Here is a 20,395-nt window from a genome sequence, read left to right on the forward strand (position 1 = left end):
GAGGGCGGAATGGATATTGTCGCAGCAGGAAAAGGGTCGGGAAACGGCGCGCGGGACGCGTTCGACCGGCTGACGGCGATCGCCTGCGCGACCTTCCGCACGCCCCACGCCATGATTGCGACGCTGGATGAAGACCGGGCGGTCTTTCTGTCCGGGGTTGGGCTGGACGAGGTGAGCGTGCCGCGCCTCGACAGCGTCAGCCATCAACTGGCTGACATGGGGCCGGACGCCGTGATGGTGATCCAGGATGCGCGTGAGCATCCCGTCTATCGCCGCCATCCGATGGTGGTCGGGGCGCCCCATGTCCGCTTCTTTCTCGGCGCCACGGTGTGCGGCGCTGACGGGCGGCCCGCGGGGGCCATCGGCGTGATGGACGTTCAGCCGCGTCCGGCGCCGACGCAGGCCGAGCTGGACCTGATCCGCGAACTGGCCGGGCTGGCGGGTCAGTTGATGGAGCACGCCGAGGCGATGCGCCAGGAGGCGGCGCGCCTGGAGACGCTGCGGCTGGCCGAGGACATGGTCGGGGTCGGACGCTGGCGCTATGAGGTCGCGACCGGAGCGGTGACCTGGTCGGACGAGATCTATCGCATCCACGGGCGGGCGCCGGGCGCCTTCCATCCGAAGCTGGAGGATGTCTTCGGCCACTATCACGCGGACGACCGGGGCGAGGTCCAGCGGCTGGTCGAACGGGCGCTGAAGAGCGGCGAAGGCTATACCTTCAAGCTGAGGCTAGTAGGCGTGGATGGGGTCGAGCGGGTGGTCGCCGCCGAGGGCGCCGCCGAGAAGGACGCCACCGGCCGGGTGATCGCCCTGTTCGGCGTGCTGCAGGACGTGACCGAGCGCGAGGCCTTGCTGCGTGCGGCCCAGACCAATGAGCGGCGCTATCGCCTGCTGGCCGAAAACACCGGCGACGTGATCACCCGCGTCAAGATGGACGGGTCGAGCAAATACATCTCGCCGGCGATCCAGCAGTTGCTGGGCTGGACCTTTGAGGACATGAGCGGCCAGTCGACCGACTATGTCCACCCCGAGGACCGGCTGCAGGTGCTCCAGGCGATCAGCGCGGCGGTCCAGACAGGCCAGCCGACGCGGCTGGAGCATCGGGCGGTGCACCGCCAGGGCCACACGGTATGGGTGGAGTCGGCCTTCAAGGCCCTGACCGACGAGCACGGCCAGGTCGACGACGTGGTGGTGGTGATCCGCGACATGACCCAGCGCAAGGTGCTGGAGGACGAGGTCATCGAGGCCAAGGAGCGGGCCGAGAAGGCCGCCCAGGCCAAGAGCGAGTTCCTGGCCAACATGAGCCATGAGCTGCGCACGCCCCTGACCAGCGTCATCGGCTTTTCGGGACTGTTGCAGGCCTCGGAGCACCTGCCGCCCGAAGAGCGGGTCTATGTCGAACGGATCGCCACGGCGTCGGAGGCGCTGCTGGGCGTCATCAACGACATTCTGGACTATTCCAAGCTGGAAGCCGACGCGATCGAGATGGACCCGGAGCCGTTCGATACGCGGGCCCTGGTGGACGGGGCGGCGGCCATCATCGAGAGCCAGTGCTCGGCCAAGGGGCTGACGCTGAACGTGGTGGTGGCGGCGGAAACGCCCGAGCGCCTGACCGGCGACAAGGGGCGGTTGCGGCAGGTGATGCTGAACTTCCTGTCCAATGCGGCCAAGTTCACCGCGCGGGGAGCGGTGACGCTGAAGGTCGGCGGGCGGCCGCTGGCGGACGGCGGCTGGCGGATGCGGGTGGAGGTGACCGACACCGGCATCGGCATCCCGTCCGAGAAGATCGGGGAACTGTTCCGGCGCTTCACCCAGGCCGACGCCTCGACCACGCGGGTCTATGGCGGGACGGGGCTGGGTCTGGCGATCTCGCGGCGGCTGATCGAACTGATGGGCGGCGAGGTCGGGGTGGAAAGCGCGCCGGGCGCCGGCTCGACCTTCTGGTTCGAGGCGCCGCTGGCGGCGGCGACGGCCGAGGACGTTACGGCGGCAGGCGAGGAGGATCGCGCCCGCAAGGACGCCCTGCGCGGCCGGGTGCTGATGGCCGACGACGCGGCCGCCAACCGCGAGCTGGTCAGCGCCATTCTGAGGAACCTGGGGTTGGAGATCGATACGGTCGCCGACGGCGCCGAGGCGGTGCATGCGGCGCATTCAGGCGCCTATGACCTGGTGCTGATGGACGTGCACATGCCGGTCATGGACGGCCTGACCGCGACGCGGGAAATCCGCCGGATGCAGGCCCAGGGCGAGCGGCGGATCCCCATCCTGGCGCTGACGGCCAACGTGCAGGCGGACCAGGTGAAGCGTTGCCTGGAAGCGGGGATGGACGGCCATCTGGCCAAGCCGATCCAGATCGCGGAACTGGCGGCCGCCCTGTCGCGGTGGCTGAACGAGGCGGCAACGACGCCTGAAGAGACGCGGGCGGGCGCCTGACGCCGACGGTCTTTGCGACAGGGCGGGCCAAAGCCGGGAAATCCCTGCGTTTGACGCCATCCGGGCGCCCTTTGCGCGCCTGAGGACGCTGCTCGTCTATGGTTCAGTCATGGCGGGAAAAGCGGATCAGAGCGGGGCGGCGGGGACGACCGCGGCGTGGCTGGGCGAGGTCTTCGCCCGGCTGAGGGCCGCGACCGACGAGGCCATCGCCGTGGTGACGGCGGCCGAGCCGCCCGCCGATGTGGCCGAGGCCGAGAAGCGGGCGCGCGCCATCGGCGTTCTGGCCCGCACGGCCAAGGCGGTGGCGGCGCTGGAAGCCGACCTGATCCGCAAGAGCCGCAGCCCTGAAGAGGATGGAATGAGCGACGACGACCGTGACCTCAGCGACGCCGAACTGGCCGGGCTTCAGGCCGAATTCTTCGCCCGTGTCGATCATCTCGTCGCAGCCATCGAGCGCAAGTCGCTGGCTGCGGGACTGGATCGAGAGCCTGCCGCGCGAACAGCGGGGGGCGGCGCTGAGGGCGGCGGTCAAGGCGACGCCGAGGCTGAACGACGACCAGATCGCGCCGCCTGAGGACTGGCGCACCTGGGTGCTGCTGGGCGGGCGCGGGTCGGGCAAGACCTTCGCCGGCGGCTTCTGGATGAACGAGCTGGCGCGGGGGGCGGATATGACCTTCGCCCTGGTCGGGACGGCCCTGCACGACGTGCGCGAGGTGATGGTCGAGGGGCCGTCGGGGCTGAAGGCTCAGGCGACGGCCGACAACCGGCCGCGCTGGGAAGCGGGGCGGCGAAGGCTGGTCTGGCCCTCGGGCGCGGCGGCCTATGCGTTTTCGGCCGAAGACCCGGACAGCCTGCGCGGGCCGCAGTTTCACGCCGCCTGGGCGGACGAGTTCTGCGCCTGGAGGAATATCGAGGCGACGCTGTCGAACCTGAGGTTCGGCCTGCGGCTGGGGACGGACCCTAAGCTGGCGATCACGACGACGCCCCGGCCGATCCCAGCCCTGAGGCGGCTGTTGGCCGAGCCGGGCGTGGCGACGGCCCGGCTGGCGACGAAGGACAACGAAGCCAATCTGGCGCCGGGGTTCCTGGGCCATCTGCAGAGCCTCTACGCCGGGACGCGGCTGGAGGCGCAGGAGATGGAAGGGCTGGTGGTCGAGGCCGACGGCGCCCTGTTCCGGGCCGAGGATCTGGCGCGGGCGCGGGGGAGCCGTCCGGCGAAGTTTGAGCGGGTGGTGGTGGCGGTCGATCCGCCAGCCAGCGCCCACGGCGACGCCTGCGGGATCGTGGTGGCGGGACGCTGGGACAGGACGGGCTATGTGCTGGCCGACCGTTCGGCGCGCGGCCTGTCGCCCGCCGGGTGGGCGCGGCGCGTGGCCGAGACCGCGCGCGAGTTCGACGCCGACCTGGTGCTGGCCGAGGCCAATCAGGGCGGGGAGATGGTGCGCGCCCTGCTGGGCCAGGCCGACTGTCCGGCGCAGGTGAAGCTGGTTCACGCCAGCCGGTCCAAGAAGGCGCGGGCCGAGCCGGTGGCGGCGCTCTACGAACAGGGGCGCGTGGTCCACTGCGGGGCGTTCGCGGCGCTGGAGGAAGAGATGATGGCGCTGGGCGGGGAGGCGCCGGGGGGCAAGAGCCCGGACCGGGCGGACGCCCTGGTGTGGGGGCTGACGCACCTGCTGCTGGCCGGGAAGACGCAGCCGAGGCTGCGGGCGTTGTGAGCGCTTCGAACTGTAAAATTCGAATGGCAAAGCTTGTTAAAGAACGTAGGTTAGTCGGGAGTCTTTCGAACAACGAAAAGAGATCATGGTGCTGCAGAAGATACGGATGAGCTTGGTCGCAGTCTTAGTGGCGATGGGGCTCTGGGCGACAGCGGGAAGCGCCTTGGCTCAGCGGGTCGAGCATGACGTGGCGGGGACCATGACGACCCTGGTCGATAATAACCCCGATCGCATCGGGCAGGTGGTTACCGCGCCCGCAGGCTATGATCGTGTGAAGCGGTTCACCTATTGGATCGAGCCGGGCGCGAGCGGTGTGACGGTGCGGCCGGCGGTCCGGGGCTATGATTCCGTCTCGGATCGCTATGCCGATCAGGTGATTGAGACGGGGCCGGACCAGACCTTGTCGGGGACGACGGCGAGGGCCGTCACGTTTGACTTCGACGCGCCGGTCGTCGCGGGCCAACAATATATGCTGGCGCTGGAAGTCGTGAGCGGCGACGGCAAGATCGAGGTGGTTGACCCGGGCAGTTATGCTGATGGGTTCTGGCTGCAGGTCTATTTCAATTCGCCATTGCTCTTCCCGAACAAGGACGCCCGCTTCCGTGCCGAGTTCGGTCAGGCGGCGCCTGCGGCCATTCCGACGATGACGGAGTGGGCGATGATCCTGATGGCCCTGGCGATGGCCGGGGGAGCGGCGGTCGTGTTGCAGCGGCGTAGGACTGCAGCGGGTTAAACCGCTTCCGACATAATGAGGTCGAGCGTGGCCCCGGTCTGAGAAGGATCGGGGCCTTTTGCTGTCTGGAGGTTGAGAATGGGATGGTGGCGATTGCAGAGGCGCGCAGCGGAGCCGGCCTATGAGGAAAAGACATCGCGCACCGGGCCGCTGATCGCCCTGACCGGGGCGGGCCGCGCGCGATGGACGCCGCGCGATTATGCGCACCTGGCGGACGAGGGGTTCGGCAAGAACGCCGTGGCCTATCGCTGCGTGCGGATGATCGCGGAGGCGGCGGCCTCGACGCCGCTGATGGTGATGGTCGGGGGCGTGCGCAGCGCGGACCATCCGTTGGCGCGGCTGATCGACAAGCCCAATCCCGAGCAGTCGGGGGCCGAGCTGATGGAGGCGCTGTACGGCGCGCTGCAGACGGCGGGCAACGCCTATGTCGAGGCGACCGGCGACGCGGATGGAGACGGGGCGCCGGACGAGCTGTGGGCGCTGCGGCCCGACCGGGTGAAGGTGGTCCCGGGGCGGGCGGGCTGGCCAGAAGCCTATGAGTATGCGGTCGGCGGGCGCGCGGTGCGGATCGGGCGGCATGGCGACGGCTGGTCGCCGGTCATGCATCTGAAGCTGTTTCATCCGACGGACGATCATTACGGGTTTTCACCGCTGGAGGCGGCGGCCTTCGCCATCGACGTGCACAACGCCTCGGGCGCCTGGAACAAGGCGCTGTTGGACAATGCGGCGCGGCCGTCGGGGGCGCTGGTCTATGGCGCCAGGGACGGCGAGCGGCTGACGGCGGATCAGTTCGAGGCGCTGAAGGCGGAGCTGGGGGAGGCCCACGCCGGGGCGCGCAACGCCGGGCGGCCGCTGCTGCTGGAAGGCGGGCTGGACTGGAAGCCGATGAGCCTGACGCCGCACGACATGGACTTCATCGCCGGCAAGCACGCGGCGGCGCGGGAGATCGCCCTGGCGTTCGGCGTGCCGCCGCAACTGCTGGGGATCCCGGGGGATGCGACCTACGCCAACTATCGCGAGGCCAACGCCGCCTTCTGGCGCGGGACGGTGATCCCGCTGGTGCGGAAGGCGGCCGGCGCGATGACGGGGTGGCTGGGCGGGCGGTTCACGGATTGCCGGATCGAGCCGGATCTGGATGCGGTTCCGGCCCTTCAGGTCGAGCGTGACGCGCTGTGGGCGCGGCTGAATGCCGCGAGCTTCCTGACCGAGGACGAGCGGCGCCGGATGGCGGGGGTGGGGGAGTGATGGAGGCGATGAAGAAGATGCCCGTCGCCCTGATCGCGGCCTTGCTGGTGCAGACCGTCGGCGGACTGGTCTGGGCCGGCGGGGCGGCGGCGCGGATCGCCACCCTGGAGCAGCGCGTGGACGAGCAGAGGCTGGTCGCCGAGCGGCTGGCCCGGCTGGAGGCGCAGGGCGAAGCGACGCGCGCCGCGGTCGAGCGGATCGAGCGGCGGCTGGAGGAGAAATGATGGCGGCGATAGGCCGAACAACGGCGGGCCTGGCGATCGCCGGCTACGCCTCCCTTTGGGGCGTGGCGGATCTGAACGGGGACGTGACGGCGCGCGGCGTCTTCGCCGACAGCCTGGCCAAGACCGGCGCGGGCGGGGTGCGGATGCTGCACCAGCATGAGAGCCGCGCCGTGGTCGGCGTCTGGGACCGGATGGTCGAGGACGAGCGCGGCCTGTGGGTCGAGGGGCGGATCGAGGACTGGTCCGCCGAGGCCCGCTACGCCGCCGCCCTGACGCGCGCCGGGGCGCTGGACGGGCTGTCGATCGGCTTTCGGGCGACGAAGGCGCGGCGCGACGGGCGGCTTAGGGTGCTGAGCCGGGCGGAGCTGTGGGAGGTGTCGCTGGTGACGTTTCCGATGCTGCCGGGCGCGCGGTTTCAGGCGCGGGCGGCGGCAGGCTGATCCGGCGTCAGTCGGGCGAGGCCAGCGGGCGGTCGTCGCGACGTCCGTGCAGGCCGGGGGCCTCCTGGGCGTGGCCGCGCAGGGCGATGGCGCAGGATTCGGGGGTCTGGCGGGAGGCGACGGCGGGGCTGGCGCCGCGGTCATAGGCGGCCCGGAGCGCGCGGCGTTCTGTCTCGTCGGCGGTCGGGGCGTGGCGGCGCAGATGGGCGGCGAAGCCCTGTTCGCCCGAAGGGGCGCGATTGAAGCGCTCGCACGCCCCCAGGGTCTCGAACAGGCGGGTCTGCAGGGAAGCGTCGGCGGAGAGACGGCTCTGTTGAAGGGGCATGGCGGCTGTTTCCGGCGTCGCGCACGACGGGAGAAAGGCGGCGGACAGGGCGATTATGACGAGTTTGAGCATCAATCCTTCCTGCATGAACGAGGACGCTAACACGCCAGCGCGAAGGCGCAACAACGGCTGTGGCGCGACCTGCTGAAGCAAGATCGAGACGCGGCGTCGCAACCGCGTCTCCAGCGTAACCGCATCGTGCGGTTCTAACATCGGAGACACCATGAAAGAGACCAAGACCGTCTCGGGCAACCCCGAGGCGCGCGCCGCCATGCATGAGATGATGGCCGCGTTCGAGGCGTTCAAAGGGGCGAACGACGCCCGTCTGGACGAGATCGAGAAGAAGGCTTCGGCCGATGCGCTGCTGGAGGAGAAGGTGGCGCGCATCGATCAGGCCGTGGCGCAGGCGCAGGCGCGCATGGATCGCGTGCTGAGCGAGAGCCGCAGGCCTGTGCTTGAGGCCGACGGCCCCTCCACCGCTTCGCGGTCCCCCTCCCCATTCCATGGGGAGGAGAAGAGCGCGTGGGACGGCTATATGAAATCGGGCGCCTCGCATGGCCTGGAGCTGAAGGCGGGGCTGTCGTCGGCGTCGAACTCGGCGGGCTATGTTGTGCCGCCGGAGACGGAGCGCGCCATCGAGCGCCGCCTGATGGCGGGCTCGCCGATGCGCGAGATCGCCACGGTGCGCACCGTCGGCTCAGGCGTGTTCAGGAAGCCGGTGTCGACGGCGGGCGTGCAGGCCGGCTGGGTGGCCGAGACGGCGGCGCGGCCGGAGACGGACCCGGCGACGCTGGCGCTGCTGGAGTTCTCCTCGGCCGATCTCTACGCCTGTCCGGCGGCGACGCAGAGCCTGCTGGACGACGCCCTGATCGATCTGGACGAATGGCTGGCGGCCGAGGTCGAGGACGCCTTCGCGGCGCAGGAGACGGCGGCCTTCGTCAGCGGCGACGGGGTGAACAAGCCCAAGGGCTTCCTGGCCTATGCGACGGCGAGCGAAGGCACGCAGACCTGGGGGCAGATCGGCACGGTGGCGTCGGGGGCGGCGGGCGGTTTCGCCTCGACCAACCCGGCGGACAAGCTGATCGACCTGATCTATGCGCCCAAGGCTCAGTATCGGCCGAACGGGCGTTTCGTGATGAACCGACGCACGGTCTCGGCGGTGCGCAAGTTCAAGGATGCGGACGGCAACTATGTCTGGTCGCCGGCGACGCGGCCGGGCGAGACGGCCTCGCTGCTGGGCTATCCGGTTACCGAGATCGAGACCATGCCGGATATCGGCGCCAACAGTCTGTCGATCGCGTTCGGCGACTTTGCGCGCGGCTATCTGATCGTAGACCGCGCGGGGGTGCGGGTGCTGCGCGATCCCTATTCGGCCAAGCCCTATGTGCTGTTCTACACGACCAAGCGCGTGGGCGGCGGGGTGCAGAACTTCGACGCGATCAAGCTGATGAAGTTCGCGGCCTTGTAAGGGGCCGACGTCGGGTCTTCCTTCTCCCCTGCGGGGGAGAAGGCGGCTCGCAGAGCGAGACGGATGAGGGGGACGGGGGCGGCGCGCTTTGGTCCAGCCGGTCGTCTGTTGAACCCTTCCCCTCATCCGAGCGCCTGCGGCGCCCACCTTCTCCCACAAGGGGAGAAGGAAAAGGAATATAGGAGATTTGAATGACCGCACCCGTGAGCCTCACGGAGGCGAAGCTGTTCCTGCGCGTCGAGCATGAGGCGGAGGACGGGCTGATCCAGACGCTGATCGACGCGGCCAGGGCGCGGGTGGAAGGCGAAGTCGGGTTGTGCCTGACCTCGACCTCGCCAGCGCCGCTGCGGCTGGCGGTGATGATGCTGGTGATGCGCGCCTATGAGCGCGGCGACGGCGAGATGAGCGCGGCGCCGGTCGAGGGGTGGATCGCGCCCTATCGCGTGGTGCGGCTGTGAGCGCGGGCGCGATGAAGGTGGTGGCGTCTCTGGTGCGGCCGGTGGAGGCGCAGACGCCCTATGGCGGGCGCGTCGTCAGCTATGAGCCGGTCGGGTCGCTGTGGCTGAGCCTGGGGGCGCGGCGGCGACGCGAGCGGACGGACGCGGGCGTGACGCGCGCCGTGGAGACGCTGAGCGCCACGGTGCGGGCCGATCCGAGGCTGGAGGAGGGGCTGGTCGTCCGCTTCGGCGGGGCGGACTGGGGCGTCGTGGGCGTCGAGGCCGATCCGAAGGCGGCGGGCCGGGCAAGGCTGAATCTGGAGCGGGCGCGATGAAGGATCATGAAGGGGCGCTGGTGAAGGCGCTGATCGCGCATCTGGGCGGCGACGGGGCGCTGAAGGCGCTGCTGGGCGATCCGGCCCGGATCTGGGACGAGCCGCCGCAGGGGGCGGAGTTTCCGCATCTGGTGATCGGGCGGTGCGAGAGCCGGCCGCTGAATGCGGACGGCGGCGGGGTGGAGCAGAGGCTGACCCTGACCTGCGCCAGTCGGTTCAGGGGGCTGGAGGAGGCGCGGGCCGTGGCGGCGGCGGTGCGGGCGCGGCTGGCCGATGCGCCGCTGGAGGCGGAAGGGGTGAAGGCGGTCAGCGTGGCGGTGACGTTCACGGACCTGTTCCGCAGCCCGGATCTGAAGCGGGCATGGGCGGTGATGCGGCTGCGGGCCGTGACGGAAGAGGTTTAGCGCGGCGCCTCTCCCTCCCCTTCATGGGGAGGGTGGTCGCGATAGCGACCGGGTGGGCGCGCGGGGCGATCGGGGCGCGGCGTGGGCATGGCCTGGCCCTCCCCACCCGGCCTCGCCTGCAGCTCGGCCGCCCTCCCCATAAGGGGAGGGAGAAGGCGTGCGTGTTCTGGAAAACGAAGCGAGGAAAGATGACGGCGCAACGGGGCAAGGACATCCTGCTGAAGATCGAAGGCGCCGCCGGCGCCTTCATCACTGTGGCGGGGCTGAGGGCGAGGACGATTTCGCTGAACGCCAAGACGGTGGACGCGACCGACAGCGACAGCGCCGGGCGGTGGCGCGAGCTGCTGGCGGGCGCGGGCGTGAAGTCGGCGGCGGTGTCGGGGCAGGGAATCTTTCGCGACGCGGCGTCGGACGCCCTGATCCGCGAGGCCTTCTTTGAGCAGGCGGCGAAGACGTGGCGGCTGATCGTGCCGGACTTCGGCGTGCTGGAGGGGCCGTTCCTGGTCGCCGCGCTGGAATATGCGGGCGAGCATGAGGGCGAGGCCAGCTTTGCGTTGAGTTTGGCCAGCGCGGGCGAGATCCGTTTCGAGGCGCTGTGATGGCGAACGGCGTGCGGGGCGAGGTGGTCGCGAGGCTAGCGGGGGCGGAGCGGACGCTGTGCCTGACGCTGGGCGCCTTGGCCGAGATCGAGACGGGGCTGGGCGTGGCCGGGATGGCGGCGCTGGCGGAGCGGATGCGCTCGCTGTCGGCGCGCGATCTGATGGTGGTCCTGGCGGCGCTGTTGCGCGGCGGGGGCGAGGTTGTGCTGGCGGACGGACTGGCGAGCGCGCCGGTTGATCCGCGCGAGGCGGCGGGGGCGGTGGCGAAGGCGTTCGCGGCGGCGGCCTGATGACTCCTTGGAGCGAGATGATGCAGGCGGCGGCGCGGAGGGGCGTGGGGCCGGAGGGCTTCTGGCGGCTGTCGCTCAAGGAGTGGCGGATGCTGACGGCGGGGCCGGCGCGGGCGGCGCCCCTGGGGCGCGGCGAACTGGAGCGGATGCAGGAGATGTGGCCGGATGAGCGATAGTTTCAGGCCGGACGGCGTCGACGCCGTGCCGGTGAAGGCGGCGGAGGCGGCGGCGGCGCTGGAGGCGCTGAAAGAGCCGGCGGAGCGGGCGGCGGCCTCGATCGAGGATGCGTTCGGGCGGGCGGGGGCCAGTCTGACGCGCTCGCTGGCGCGGGCGGCGGCGGACGGGCAGGTGACGCTGGCTGAGCTGGCGCGGGCGGTGCTGAACGCTGTCAATGCGGCGGCGGGCGTGCGCGGCGGCGTGGGACTGTCGGGCGCCATAGCGGCGGCGATGGGCGGCTTCGGCGGCGCGCGGGCGGACGGCGGGCCGGTGCTGGGCGGGGGCGCCTATCTGGTCGGCGAGCGCGGGCCGGAGGTGTTTCGCCCGGCGGGCGCCGGGACGGTCGAGCCGATGGGCGGTCCCTCTGGTTCTGGACCCGGGGTGACGGTGAACGTGACGGTGGACGGCGGCGCCGAGGGGCTGTTGCGGTCAGAGACGCAGATCGCACGGATGCTGGCGCGGGCGACGGCGCTGGGCGCGCGCTGACCCGCTCAAGCAGCGAGGCGCCGCGCGCCGAGCGGTAGCGACAAAGCAGCTCAAGCAGCGAGGCGCCGCGCGCCGAGCGGTAGCGACAAAGCAGCCCAAGCAGCGAGGCGCCGCGCGCCGAGGGGTAGCGACAAAGCAGCTCAAGCAGCGAGGCGCCGCGCGCCGAGCGGTAGCGACAACAAAAAAGAGCGCTCCGAAGAGCGCTCTTTGGGACTTATTCGCCCTTGGGGTTGGGGCCGTATTTGTTGGGGCCGGGTTGGCTGCCGCCGAAGCCGAGCCACATCCAGAAGCCGAAGCTGACCAGACCGGCCAGGAACATCAGGCCGAAGGCGGCGCCGCCGGTGGCGACGAGCAGTTCGGGGTCCATCGACTGCATGGCGTTGGGGTCGCTCAGGACCGACAGGCCGAAGGCGCTGACCAGCATGGCGAGCGAGGCGTACCAGAGCGCCCAGGGGATGACGACCAGCCAGCCCGGCTTGCCCATGTCGTGGAAGCGTTTGAAGCCGACCGCCAGGTGCAGGACCATCACGGCGAGGCCGAGGATGAAGCTGACCTTGGGCACGAAGTTCAGGATCAGGCCGACGACGACCAGGATGGCCCAGCTGATCCAGAAGTCCCGGCGCCGCAGGCGGCCCTTGAACGAGAAGAGGGCGGTCTTGATGTCGTAGCCGGCGGCGGGCTGGGCGCTGGCCGAGGGGGCGGCGCCTGCAGCCTGGCCGAAGGCCGCGGCGGCGGTGGCGGACGGCAGAAGCATGATCTGGGTCGCCTCCATGCCTTCGGGCACGAAATCGACGCGCACGCCGGCGGCCATCGCGCCCTCGCCCTGAACGGCGGTGCGCGCAAAGCCGTAGCGGAGGCTGTCGTCGCCGCTGATCAGCCCTGTGCCGGTCGCCTCGTCATAGCTGAGAATTTCGCCGCGCACGCGGATCTCCTGTCGTTGAACGGCTTTGCCGTGGTGTGGCGAAAGCATGGCCGACGCCGGTGGCGCGGACAACCCAAAGCGTGACGTTAGGCAAGGTTTTTCGCGACGCGTTCGCGAGCGGTCCCGGCCGGGACGCAATCCAGACATTGAGACAGGGATGGGGAGGGGACGCATGGCCTTTCATGAGGTGCGCCTGCCGGCGCGGCTGGCGTTCGGTTCGACCGGCGGCGTCGAGCGCAGGACGGAGATCACGACGCTGGCGTCGGGGTTCGAGCGGCGTTCGACGCCGTGGGCCGATGGGCGCAGACGCTATCTGATCGGGGCGGGGCTGCGCTCGCTGGACGACATGGCGGCGCTGACGAGTTTCTTCGAGGCGCGGCGCGGGCGGCTGCATGGGTTCCGGTTTCGCGACTTTGCGGACTTCAGGAGCGGGGCGCCGGGGGCGGCCGTGACGCCGCTGGATCAGGCGATCGGGACGGGCGACGGCGAAACGCGGACGTTCCAGCTGTGCAAGGCCTATGGCGATCATCGGCGGCTGATCGCCAAGCCGGTCGAGGGATCGGTGCGGGTGGCCGTGGCGGGCGTGGAGACGGCGGCCTTCAGCCTGGAGGCGACGACAGGGCGGGTGACGCTGGCGACGGCGCCGCCGAAAGGGGCGGCGGTGACGGCGGGCTTCGCCTTTGACGTGCCGGTGCGGTTCGACGCGGACCGGATGGAGGTGACGCTGGAGAGCTTCGGCGCCGGGCGGATGGTCGCCATGCCGCTGATCGAGGTGCGGGTCTGAGCCATGCGCAATGTTCCGGACGAACTGCTCGCCCGCATCGAGAGCGGGGCGGCGACGCTGTGTCATGCCTGGCTGCTGAGGCGGGCGGACGGGCGGGCGATGGGCTTCACCGACCATGACCGCGATCTGGAGGTCGAGGGCGTCATGTGCCGGGCGGGCAGCGGCTGGACCGGCGGCGCGGGCGAGGGCGAGGTCGGGCTGGCGGCGGGGGCGTTGTCGGCCTCGGGCGGGCTGGATGACGCGGCGATCACCGAAGAGGACATAGCGGCGGGGCGCTATGACGCGGCCGAGGTCGAGCTGTGGCGCGTGGACTGGATGCGGCCGGACCTGAAGGTGCGGCTGTGGAAGGGGAGGCTGGCGCGGATACGGCGCGAGGAGGGGCGGTTCATCGCCGATCTGGACGGGCCGATCGCGGCGCTGGAGCGGGTCGTCGGGCGGACCTATGGCCGGGGCTGCGACGCGGTGCTGGGCGATGGGCGCTGCGGGCTGGAGGCGGCGGCGGTCGCGGGGCGCAGCTGCGACAAGCGGTGGGCGACCTGCGTGGGCGTGTTCGGCAATGGGGTGAACTTTCAAGGGTTCCCGGATGTGCCGGGCGAGGACTTCCTGACGGCGCGGCCGGCAAGCGGGCGCAATGACGGCGGGAGCCGCAGGCGATGAGGAAGATCAGCGCCGACCCTTCCCTCCCCGTCCCGGGGAGGGTGGTCGCGCAGCGACCGGGTGGGGTGGGCTGGGCGATACAGGACGCCGCGATCCTGGACGCCGCCATGCGGAGAGAGGCGTTTGAGGCGCCTGGCCGCCCCCACCCGGCTTCGCCCTGCGGGCTCAGCCACCCTCCCCGGGACGGGGAGGGAGAGGCGGCGCGCCGTGCAATCATCGTCTCCGCCGCGCGGGGCTGGCTGGGCACGCCGTATCGGCATCAGTGCAGCGTGAAGGGCGAGGGGGCGGACTGCCTCGGCCTGGTGCGGGGGGTGTGGCGCGAGGTTATGGGCGAAGAGCCGGAGGCGCCGCCGCCCTATCGCCCCGACTGGGCCGAGGTCGGGGGCGAAGAGGCGTTGTGGGCGGCGGCGCGGCGCTGGCTGGTGGAGATACCGCCCGAGCGGGCGGGGCCGGGCGACGTGCTGCTGTTCCGCATGGCGGCGGGGGCGCCGGCCAAACACTGCGCGGTGTTGAGCGCGGTGGCGGGGCCGGAGCCGCGGATGATCCACGCCTATTGGGGCCGCTCGGTCGTGGAGAGCTGGATGGGGCCGTGGTGGCGACGGCGGCTGGTCGCGGCCTTTCGCTGGCCTGAATCCCGGACGATTTTGAAGGAGTAGACGATGGCGCAGGTGCTGCTGGGCGGGCTTGGCGGGATGGCGGGCGTCAGCAGCCTGGGCCTGTTGGCCGGGGGCCTGCTGGGGCGGGCGCTGGACGACCGGCTGGTGGCGGGCCTGTCGCCGGCGCGGCAGGTCGGGCCGAGGCTGGAGGGGCTGAAGCTGCAATCCTCGGCCGAGGGGGCGCCGATGGCCTGCGTCTTCGGTCGGGCGCGGGTGACGGGACAGGTGATCTGGGCCGCGCGGTTTCTGGAGCGCAAGGAGAAGCGCTCGGCCGGCAAGGCGGGAAAGACGATCGACTACGCCTATTCCCTGAGTTTCGCGGTGGCCCTGTGCGAGGGGCCGATCGACGGGGTGGGGCGCGTCTGGGCCGACGGCCAGCCGATGGACATGACGGGCGTGACCATGCGCCTGCATCGCGGGACCAAGGATCAGATGCCCGACCCGCTGATCGAGGCGGTGGAGGGACGGGCGCCCGCCTATCGCGGGACGGCCTATGTGGTGTTCGAGGACCTGCCGCTGGACGCCTATGGCGACCGGGCGCCGCAGCTGTCGTTTGAGGTGTTCCGTCGACCGCAGGGCGCCGAACCGCAGATGGAGGACCGACTGGAAGGCGTCTGCCTGATCCCCGGCGCGGGCGAGTTCTGTCTGGCGACCGAGCCGGTGATGCGGCGCGAGGGGCTGACGAAATCGACGCCCGAGAACGTGCATCTGACGGCGGGGCAGACGGATCTCGAGGCCTCGCTGGATCAGTTGACAGCCCAGGCGCCGAGGCTGAAACGGGTCAGTCTGGTGGTCGGCTGGTTCGGCGACGACATATGCATGAGCCATTGCCGCATCCGGCCGGGGGTGGAGCGGCGGCAGAAGCCGACCGAGCCGCTGGTCTGGCGCGTGGCCGGGGTCGAGCGGGCGGACGCGCATCTGATCTCACAGGTCGAGGATGGTCCGGCCTATGGCGGCACGCCCTCGGACGACAGCGTGCGGCAGGCGATCCGGGCGCTGAAGGCGCGCGGGCTGGAGGTGACGCTGTATCCCTTCGTCTTCATGGACTGCCCCGGCTATCCGTGGCGGGGACGCATTGAGGGGACGGACGGAGCGGGGGCGACGGCCGAGGTCGCGGCCCTGTTCGGGACGGCGGACGGCTGGGGCCTGCGTCGGCTGGCGCTGCACTATGCGAAGATCGGGGCCGAGGAGGGGGCGGACGGGCTGCTGATCGGCTCGGAGATGCGCGGGCTGACCTGGACGCGCGATGCGGGCGGGGGCTTTCCGGCGGTGGCGCAGTTGCGGACGCTGGCGGCCGAATGCCGGGCGGTGGTCGGGCCGGGAGTGAAGCTGAGCTACGCCGCTGACTGGTCGGAGTATTTCGGCTGGCAGAGAGAGGGGGAGGTAAGGTTTCACCTCGATCCTTTGTGGGCTGATCCGAACATCGATTACGTCGCCATCGACTGGTACCCGCCGATGGGGGACTGGCGCGGCGGCGACGGCGGGGTTGATGCACAAGCGTTCCGTGGACCGTCGGACCCGGCCTATCTGGCGGCGCAGGTGGCGGGCGGCGAGGGGTATGACTGGTTCTACGCCAACGCGGCGGACCGGGCGGCGCAGCGGCGCACGGCGATCGAGGACGGCGCCCACGGCGAGGCCTGGATCTGGCGCTACAAGGACCTGAAGGGCTGGTGGTCGAACCCGCACCATGAGCGCATCGGCGGCGCAAGACAGGCGGCGCCGACGGCCTGGGTTCCGCAGATGAAGCCGATCCGGCTGACCGAGTTCGGCTGTGCGGCCGTGGATCGCGGGGGCAATGCGCCGAACCTGTTCCAGGATCCGAAGAGCAGCGAGAACGCCCTGCCGCCGTACTCGACCGGAGCGCGCGACGACCGGATGCAGCGGCGGCTGATCGAGGCGGTGCTGACGCACTATGCGCAGCCGGCGAATAATCCGATCTCGGGCGTCTATGGCGGGCCGATGTTGCAGGGGGCGGACGTCTGGTGCTGGGACGCGCGGCCCTATCCGGCGTTTCCGGCGCTGGCTGAGGTGTGGGCGGACGCGGGCGCCTGGCGCACGGGGCACTGGCTTAACGGGCGGATGGGCGGCGATGCGCGCGGCCTGATCGAGGCGATCCTGAAGCGCGGCGGGTTGGCCGAGACGGACTATACGGTCGGGGCGGTGGACGGCGCGGTGACGGGCTATGTCATCGACCGGCCGATGGCGACGAAGGATGCGCTGGCGCCGCTGATTCAGACGCTGGGGGCGACGGCGGCGGAGCGGGATGGTCGGGTGGCCGTGTTGGGCGAGACGGCGCGGGAGATGATGTTGCATCAGGCGGCGCTGGCCCTGCCCGACAAGGGCGGGAGCGCGGCGGCGGAGCGGCGGCTGACGCCTCGGCCTAGCGCCGCGCGGCTGCGGTTTATCGATGAGGCGGCGGACTATCAGCTGGGCGCCGTGACGGTGCGCGGCGACGGCGAGGGCGGCGGCGTGGACGCGGCCCTGCCCGCCGTGGTCGGGGCCGGGCTGGCGACGGCGGCGGCGCAGCGGCTGTTGCAGGGCGAGGCGGCCGAGCAGCTGACGCTCAAGCTGGGGCCGCTGGAGGCGCTGAAGCTGGAGCCGGGCGATGTGGCCGCGGTGGAGGGACGTGCGGGCGACTGGCGCGTCGAGCGGCTGGACTGGGACGAGACGCCCAGGGCGGTGTTGACGCCCGTGGTCGAGGCGGTTGTCGTGGATGCGCCGGAGGACTGGCGCGGCGATGGGGGCGGGGCGACGACGGCGGGGGCGCCGTTCCTGATGCTGCTGGACCTGCCGCCGCTGCCGGGAGAGGAGGGGGATGGGCGGTCGGTGGTCGCGGCGGCGGCCGAGCCGTGGAGGCCGATGGCGCTGCATGGCGGCGCGTCGGTCGACAGTCTGACGCCAAGGGCGGTGGTGGAGACGCCCGCGACGGTGGGGACGCTGACGGCGCCCCTGCGGCCCGGCGTGGTCGGCCGCTGGGACGAGACGGCCGTGCTGAACGTGCGGATCGAGGGACAGGCGCCCCAGAGCCGGGCGGCCGAGGCGGTGCTGTCGGGCGCCAATGTGCTGGCGGTGCGCAGCGGAGAAGGATGGGAACTGGTGCAGTTCCGCCGGGCCGAACTGGTCGGCGGCGACGTGTGGCGTTTAAGCGGCCTGCTGCGCGGTCAGCAGGGGACGGAGGAAGCGGCCGCGCGCGGGGCGGAAGCGGGGGCGCTGGTCGTGGTGCTGGAGCGCGGCATGGCGCGCGCCGAGGTCGATGCGGCCGAGCGGGGACTGCCTCGGATCTGGCGGGCGGGGCCGGCAGGCGCGCCGCCGGGCGGGGCGGGGACGACGGAGGTCGGCTTCACCTGGGCCAACCGGAACGCGGCTCCGTGGCGATCGGCGCATCTGCGGGCTGTGGCGGAGGGCGGCGGATGGCGGTTGAGCTGGACGCCCCGCGTGCGTCTGGGCGGCGACGGATGGGACGCTGAGCCCGTCGAGGTCGATCCGAGGCGCTTCCGCATGCGGGTGCTGGACGGCGCTGTCGTGCGGCGGGTCTGGGAGGTCGAGGGGCTGACGGCCGTCTATGGCGCGGCCGAGGTCGCGGCGGACTTTCCAGGCGGGCTCGGGGCGGACGCGCACGTCGCGGTAGCCCAGTGGGGCGACGGATATGGCTGGGGCCCGGAGGCGGTGGCGGGATTGTGACGTGGCCACCTCTCCTGTTGTGACCGGGGCGAATACGGGGAAACCGTCCTCGCCCCTTTCGGCGGGCGGTTGCATGGCTTAACTGACGCTCTGGTCTGTGTTGATCCGGAGTGGAGCGAAAATTGGCTGGCGATCCCTATCAGGAACTGGGCGTTTCCAAGGGCGCGAGCGCGGACGAGATCAAGAAGGCGTTCCGCAAGCTGGCCAAGGAACTGCACCCCGACAAGAACCCCGGCGACAAGGCGGCTGAGGAGCGGTTCAAGCGCATCACCGCCGCCTTCGACCTGCTGGGCGACGCCGAGAAGCGCGCGAAGTATGACCGCGGCGAGATCGACGCCGACGGCCGCGAACAATTTCGAGGCTTTGGCGGCGCTCAGGGCGGCCGGCCGGGCGGCGGCGGGTTCAGCGGCTTCGGCTTCGGCGGGCGCGGCGAGGGCGGCCCCGGCGGCCGGGCCAGCTTTGACGACATCGACCTGGAAGAAATCTTCGGCGCCTTCGGAGGCGGCGGACGCAGCGCCGGGCGCGGTTTCGGCGGCGGACGCGGGCAGGACGTGCGGGCCACCCTCGACATCAGTCTTGAGGACGCGATCGCCGGGACGACGCGGCGCATCCAGTTCTCGGACGGGCGGATGCTGGACGTGGCCATCCCCAAGGGCGCGGCGGACGGTCAGACGATCCGGCTGAAGGGGCAGGGCGCGCCGGGGCGCGGCGGTCAGGCGGGCGACGCGCTGATTGAGCTGCGTATCCAGCCGCATCCGGTGTTCAAGCGCGACGGCGCCGATCTGACGATGGACCTGCCGGTGTCGGTTCCGGATGCGGTGCTGGGCGGCAAGATCCAGGTGCCGACGCCGGAGGGTGCGGTGATGATGACCATTCCCAAAGGCTCCAACTCGGGCAAGGTGCTGCGGCTGAAGGGGCGCGGCGCCTATGCGAACGGCAGGCGCGGCGATCTGATGGCCAGGCTGGTGGTGACGCTGCCTGAGGCGCCAGACGACGAACTGGTCCGGTTTGCGACGGAATGGCGTGAGCGCCGGCCCTATAAGCCCGGCCGTTGATGGCCTAAGGCTGACGCTTCCTTCTCCTCCCCGAGACTTCAGAGACCGACATGACGCCTAAGCCCGCCGCCAAGCCTGCTCGCCCCTGGTTCTCGGCCGGGCCGACGGCCAAGCGTCCGGGCTGGGAACTGGCGAAGCTGCCCACGAACCTGATGGGGCGGGGCATCCGCGCGCCGGAGGTGGTCGAGCGGTTCGCGCACGGCCTGCGGCTGACGCGCGAGGTGCTGAGCCCGCCGGACGATTACGTCATGCTCTACACGCCCGGTTCGGACACAGGGGCGGTCGAGGCGGCGCTGTGGTGCATGTTGGGCGAGCGCCCGGTGCAGGTGATCGCCTATGAGAATTTCGGCCTGACCTGGCTGGCGGACGTGAAGACGCATCTGGGGCTGGAGCCTGAGGCCCTGACGGCGCCGTGGGGCGAGCTGCCGGACTTGTCGAAGGTCGATCCCAAGAAGGACGTGGTGTTTCCGTGGAACGGCACGACCTCGGGCGTGCGCGTGCCCGACGGCGACTGGATCGCCGACGACCGCGAGGGGCTGACCATCTGCGACGCGACCTCGGCGGCGTTCGCGATGGACCTGCCGTGGGACAAGCTGGATGTGACGACCTTCAGCTTCCAGAAGGCGCTAGGCGGCGAGGCGGGCGTCGGGGTCATGGTGCTGTCGCCGCGCGCGGTGGCGCGACTGGACAGCTATCGGCCGGATCGGGCCGTGCCCAAGGTGCTGCGGATCGCCGACAAGACGGGCTTTGACCGGACGCTGGCGGACGGGGTGGTGATGAACACCTTCTCAGTCCTGACCATCGAGGACTGGATCGACGCCCTGGACTGGGCGAAGGCCGAAGGCGGACTGCCTGCCCTGATCGCGCGCACAGACGCCAACTATGCCGCCCTGGCCGAGTGGGTGGAGCGGACCGACTGGATCGCCTTCCTGCCGGACCGGCCGGACATCCGCTCGACGACCTCGGTCTGTCTGAAGTTCGTCGATCCGCGGGTGGCGGCGCTGGACGAGGCGGGGCAGAAGGCCTTTGTGACGCGGTTCAAGACTCTGCTGGAGGGAGAGGGGGCGGTCTATGACATGGAGCCGCACCGCAACGCCCCGCCGGGCCTGCGCCTGTGGTGCGGCTGTACGATTGAGACAGCGGATGTCGTGACCGCGACGCCGTGGCTGGAATGGGCGTTCCAGACGGCGGTCGGTGAACTGGCTCAGTCGGCGGACGGATAATTCTGTCGCCTATTAGACGCCCTTGGGGGCGACGCCGGACGATTCAGGGGGTATAGGCTCCCACCGC

General features: G+C 71.0%; 23 protein-coding genes. 21 read left to right on the forward strand and 2 right to left on the reverse strand.

Annotated features, from left to right (window positions below; translation table 11 throughout):
- The first annotated feature begins 9 nt into the window (after positions 1-9).
- From DA69_RS00975 to DA69_RS01005, 7 genes are all read left to right on the forward strand, one after another.
- A complete protein-coding gene (locus DA69_RS00975; protein WP_025977888.1) occupies positions 10-2,433 on the forward strand; it encodes a PAS domain-containing protein in 2,424 nt (807 codons plus the stop codon).
- A gap of 109 nt (positions 2,434-2,542) precedes the next feature.
- A complete protein-coding gene (locus DA69_RS14770; protein ID WP_025977887.1) occupies positions 2,543-3,007 on the forward strand; it encodes a hypothetical protein in 465 nt (154 codons plus the stop codon).
- Between the two features lie 16 nt (positions 3,008-3,023).
- Positions 3,024-4,148, forward strand: coding sequence for a DNA-packaging protein (locus DA69_RS00985; protein WP_035302508.1), 1,125 nt, complete (start codon positions 3,024-3,026; stop codon positions 4,146-4,148).
- An 85-nt stretch (positions 4,149-4,233) separates the two neighbouring features.
- On the forward strand, positions 4,234-4,881 hold the full coding sequence (locus DA69_RS00990) for an IPTL-CTERM sorting domain-containing protein (RefSeq protein ID WP_025977885.1): 648 nt from the start codon (positions 4,234-4,236) through the stop codon (positions 4,879-4,881).
- Between the two features lie 78 nt (positions 4,882-4,959).
- Positions 4,960-6,126: a phage portal protein gene (locus DA69_RS00995; RefSeq protein ID WP_025977884.1), complete on the forward strand. Its 1,167-nt coding sequence runs from the start codon at positions 4,960-4,962 to the stop codon at positions 6,124-6,126.
- 8 nt (positions 6,127-6,134) lie between these two features.
- Complete coding sequence (locus DA69_RS01000; RefSeq protein WP_419177558.1) at positions 6,135-6,350, forward strand: hypothetical protein; 216 nt, start codon at positions 6,135-6,137, stop codon at positions 6,348-6,350.
- Positions 6,347-6,790 (forward strand): HK97 family phage prohead protease, encoded by a 444-nt coding sequence (locus DA69_RS01005; RefSeq protein WP_029972618.1) that lies wholly within the window; start codon positions 6,347-6,349, stop codon positions 6,788-6,790. Before DA69_RS01000 ends, DA69_RS01005 begins: the two co-directional genes overlap by 4 nt.
- A gap of 7 nt (positions 6,791-6,797) precedes the next feature.
- Here DA69_RS01005 and DA69_RS01010 read toward each other — a convergent pair whose 3' ends face one another.
- Positions 6,798-7,187, reverse strand: coding sequence for a hypothetical protein (locus DA69_RS01010; RefSeq protein ID WP_025977881.1), 390 nt, complete (start codon positions 7,185-7,187; stop codon positions 6,798-6,800).
- Between the two features lie 151 nt (positions 7,188-7,338).
- Between DA69_RS01010 and DA69_RS01015 the strand changes: the two genes are divergently transcribed.
- The 8 genes from DA69_RS01015 (at position 7,339) to DA69_RS01045 (ending at position 11,350) form a co-directional block, all read left to right on the forward strand.
- Positions 7,339-8,583 (forward strand): phage major capsid protein, encoded by a 1,245-nt coding sequence (locus DA69_RS01015; protein ID WP_025977880.1) that lies wholly within the window; start codon positions 7,339-7,341, stop codon positions 8,581-8,583.
- Positions 8,584-8,774: 191 nt separating this feature from the next.
- Positions 8,775-9,041 (forward strand): head-tail connector protein, encoded by a 267-nt coding sequence (locus DA69_RS01020; RefSeq protein ID WP_025977879.1) that lies wholly within the window; start codon positions 8,775-8,777, stop codon positions 9,039-9,041.
- Complete coding sequence (locus DA69_RS01025) at positions 9,038-9,355, forward strand: head-tail adaptor protein (RefSeq protein ID WP_235599185.1); 318 nt, start codon at positions 9,038-9,040, stop codon at positions 9,353-9,355. Before DA69_RS01020 ends, DA69_RS01025 begins: the two co-directional genes overlap by 4 nt.
- On the forward strand, positions 9,352-9,759 hold the full coding sequence (locus DA69_RS01030; protein ID WP_025977877.1) for a DUF3168 domain-containing protein: 408 nt from the start codon (positions 9,352-9,354) through the stop codon (positions 9,757-9,759). Before DA69_RS01025 ends, DA69_RS01030 begins: the two co-directional genes overlap by 4 nt.
- 188 nt (positions 9,760-9,947) lie before the next feature.
- Positions 9,948-10,358: a phage major tail protein, TP901-1 family gene (locus DA69_RS01035; RefSeq protein WP_025977876.1), complete on the forward strand. Its 411-nt coding sequence runs from the start codon at positions 9,948-9,950 to the stop codon at positions 10,356-10,358.
- Positions 10,358-10,648 carry a GTA-gp10 family protein gene (locus DA69_RS01040; RefSeq protein ID WP_025977875.1) on the forward strand — a complete coding sequence of 97 codons (291 nt, stop codon included), beginning with the start codon at positions 10,358-10,360 and terminating at the stop codon, positions 10,646-10,648. The genes DA69_RS01035 and DA69_RS01040 overlap by 1 nt, the downstream gene beginning before the upstream one ends.
- Positions 10,648-10,824 (forward strand): phage tail assembly chaperone, encoded by a 177-nt coding sequence (locus tag DA69_RS14980; protein WP_082891399.1) that lies wholly within the window; start codon positions 10,648-10,650, stop codon positions 10,822-10,824. Before DA69_RS01040 ends, DA69_RS14980 begins: the two co-directional genes overlap by 1 nt.
- On the forward strand, positions 10,814-11,350 hold the full coding sequence (locus tag DA69_RS01045) for a hypothetical protein (protein WP_025977874.1): 537 nt from the start codon (positions 10,814-10,816) through the stop codon (positions 11,348-11,350). The genes DA69_RS14980 and DA69_RS01045 overlap by 11 nt, the downstream gene beginning before the upstream one ends.
- Positions 11,351-11,564: 214 nt before the next feature.
- On the opposite strand, the gene DA69_RS01050 is transcribed toward DA69_RS01045, so the two are convergent.
- The gene (locus DA69_RS01050; protein ID WP_025977873.1) at positions 11,565-12,272 is read right to left on the reverse strand and encodes a DUF805 domain-containing protein; all 708 of its coding nucleotides are present in this window, start codon (positions 12,270-12,272) and stop codon (positions 11,565-11,567) included.
- 172 nt (positions 12,273-12,444) lie between these two features.
- Between DA69_RS01050 and DA69_RS01055 the strand changes: the two genes are divergently transcribed.
- The 6 genes from DA69_RS01055 to DA69_RS01080 all read left to right on the forward strand — a co-directional run bounded on the left by DA69_RS01055 (position 12,445) and on the right by DA69_RS01080 (position 20,328).
- Positions 12,445-13,056, forward strand: coding sequence for a DUF2460 domain-containing protein (locus DA69_RS01055; protein WP_025977872.1), 612 nt, complete (start codon positions 12,445-12,447; stop codon positions 13,054-13,056).
- A 3-nt stretch (positions 13,057-13,059) separates the two neighbouring features.
- Positions 13,060-13,713, forward strand: a complete 654-nt coding sequence (locus DA69_RS01060; RefSeq protein WP_025977871.1) for a baseplate hub protein — start codon at positions 13,060-13,062, stop codon at positions 13,711-13,713.
- Between the two features lie 65 nt (positions 13,714-13,778).
- The gene (locus DA69_RS01065) at positions 13,779-14,369 is read left to right on the forward strand and encodes an NlpC/P60 family protein (RefSeq protein WP_235599186.1); all 591 of its coding nucleotides are present in this window, start codon (positions 13,779-13,781) and stop codon (positions 14,367-14,369) included.
- 3 nt (positions 14,370-14,372) lie between these two features.
- Positions 14,373-18,050 carry a baseplate multidomain protein megatron gene (locus DA69_RS01070; protein WP_025977869.1) on the forward strand — a complete coding sequence of 1,226 codons (3,678 nt, stop codon included), beginning with the start codon at positions 14,373-14,375 and terminating at the stop codon, positions 18,048-18,050.
- A 122-nt stretch (positions 18,051-18,172) separates the two neighbouring features.
- Positions 18,173-19,105 carry a DnaJ C-terminal domain-containing protein gene (locus tag DA69_RS01075; protein WP_025977868.1) on the forward strand — a complete coding sequence of 311 codons (933 nt, stop codon included), beginning with the start codon at positions 18,173-18,175 and terminating at the stop codon, positions 19,103-19,105.
- 50 nt (positions 19,106-19,155) lie between these two features.
- On the forward strand, positions 19,156-20,328 hold the full coding sequence (locus DA69_RS01080; RefSeq protein ID WP_025977867.1) for a phosphoserine transaminase: 1,173 nt from the start codon (positions 19,156-19,158) through the stop codon (positions 20,326-20,328).
- Positions 20,329-20,395: the final 67 nt, after the last annotated feature.

This window comes from Brevundimonas naejangsanensis (assembly GCF_000635915.2).
GTDB classification, from domain to species: Bacteria; Pseudomonadota; Alphaproteobacteria; order Caulobacterales; family Caulobacteraceae; genus Brevundimonas; species Brevundimonas sanguinis.

Coding starts and splice junctions, on each gene's coding strand:
- DA69_RS00975 (WP_025977888.1), top strand. CDS start 10: ATGGATATTGTCGCAGCAGGAAAAGGGTCGGGAAACGGCGCGCGGGAC.
- DA69_RS14770 (WP_025977887.1), top strand. CDS start 2,543: ATGGCGGGAAAAGCGGATCAGAGCGGGGCGGCGGGGACGACCGCGGCG.
- DA69_RS00990 (WP_025977885.1), top strand. CDS start 4,234: ATGGTGCTGCAGAAGATACGGATGAGCTTGGTCGCAGTCTTAGTGGCG.
- DA69_RS00995 (WP_025977884.1), top strand. CDS start 4,960: ATGGGATGGTGGCGATTGCAGAGGCGCGCAGCGGAGCCGGCCTATGAG.
- DA69_RS01000 (WP_419177558.1), top strand. CDS start 6,135: ATGAAGAAGATGCCCGTCGCCCTGATCGCGGCCTTGCTGGTGCAGACC.
- DA69_RS01005 (WP_029972618.1), top strand. CDS start 6,347: ATGATGGCGGCGATAGGCCGAACAACGGCGGGCCTGGCGATCGCCGGC.
- DA69_RS01010 (WP_025977881.1), bottom strand. CDS start 7,187: ATGCTCAAACTCGTCATAATCGCCCTGTCCGCCGCCTTTCTCCCGTCG.
- DA69_RS01015 (WP_025977880.1), top strand. CDS start 7,339: ATGAAAGAGACCAAGACCGTCTCGGGCAACCCCGAGGCGCGCGCCGCC.
- DA69_RS01020 (WP_025977879.1), top strand. CDS start 8,775: ATGACCGCACCCGTGAGCCTCACGGAGGCGAAGCTGTTCCTGCGCGTC.
- DA69_RS01030 (WP_025977877.1), top strand. CDS start 9,352: ATGAAGGATCATGAAGGGGCGCTGGTGAAGGCGCTGATCGCGCATCTG.
- DA69_RS01035 (WP_025977876.1), top strand. CDS start 9,948: ATGACGGCGCAACGGGGCAAGGACATCCTGCTGAAGATCGAAGGCGCC.
- DA69_RS01040 (WP_025977875.1), top strand. CDS start 10,358: ATGGCGAACGGCGTGCGGGGCGAGGTGGTCGCGAGGCTAGCGGGGGCG.
- DA69_RS14980 (WP_082891399.1), top strand. CDS start 10,648: ATGACTCCTTGGAGCGAGATGATGCAGGCGGCGGCGCGGAGGGGCGTG.
- DA69_RS01045 (WP_025977874.1), top strand. CDS start 10,814: ATGAGCGATAGTTTCAGGCCGGACGGCGTCGACGCCGTGCCGGTGAAG.
- DA69_RS01055 (WP_025977872.1), top strand. CDS start 12,445: ATGGCCTTTCATGAGGTGCGCCTGCCGGCGCGGCTGGCGTTCGGTTCG.
- DA69_RS01060 (WP_025977871.1), top strand. CDS start 13,060: ATGCGCAATGTTCCGGACGAACTGCTCGCCCGCATCGAGAGCGGGGCG.
- DA69_RS01070 (WP_025977869.1), top strand. CDS start 14,373: ATGGCGCAGGTGCTGCTGGGCGGGCTTGGCGGGATGGCGGGCGTCAGC.
- DA69_RS01080 (WP_025977867.1), top strand. CDS start 19,156: ATGACGCCTAAGCCCGCCGCCAAGCCTGCTCGCCCCTGGTTCTCGGCC.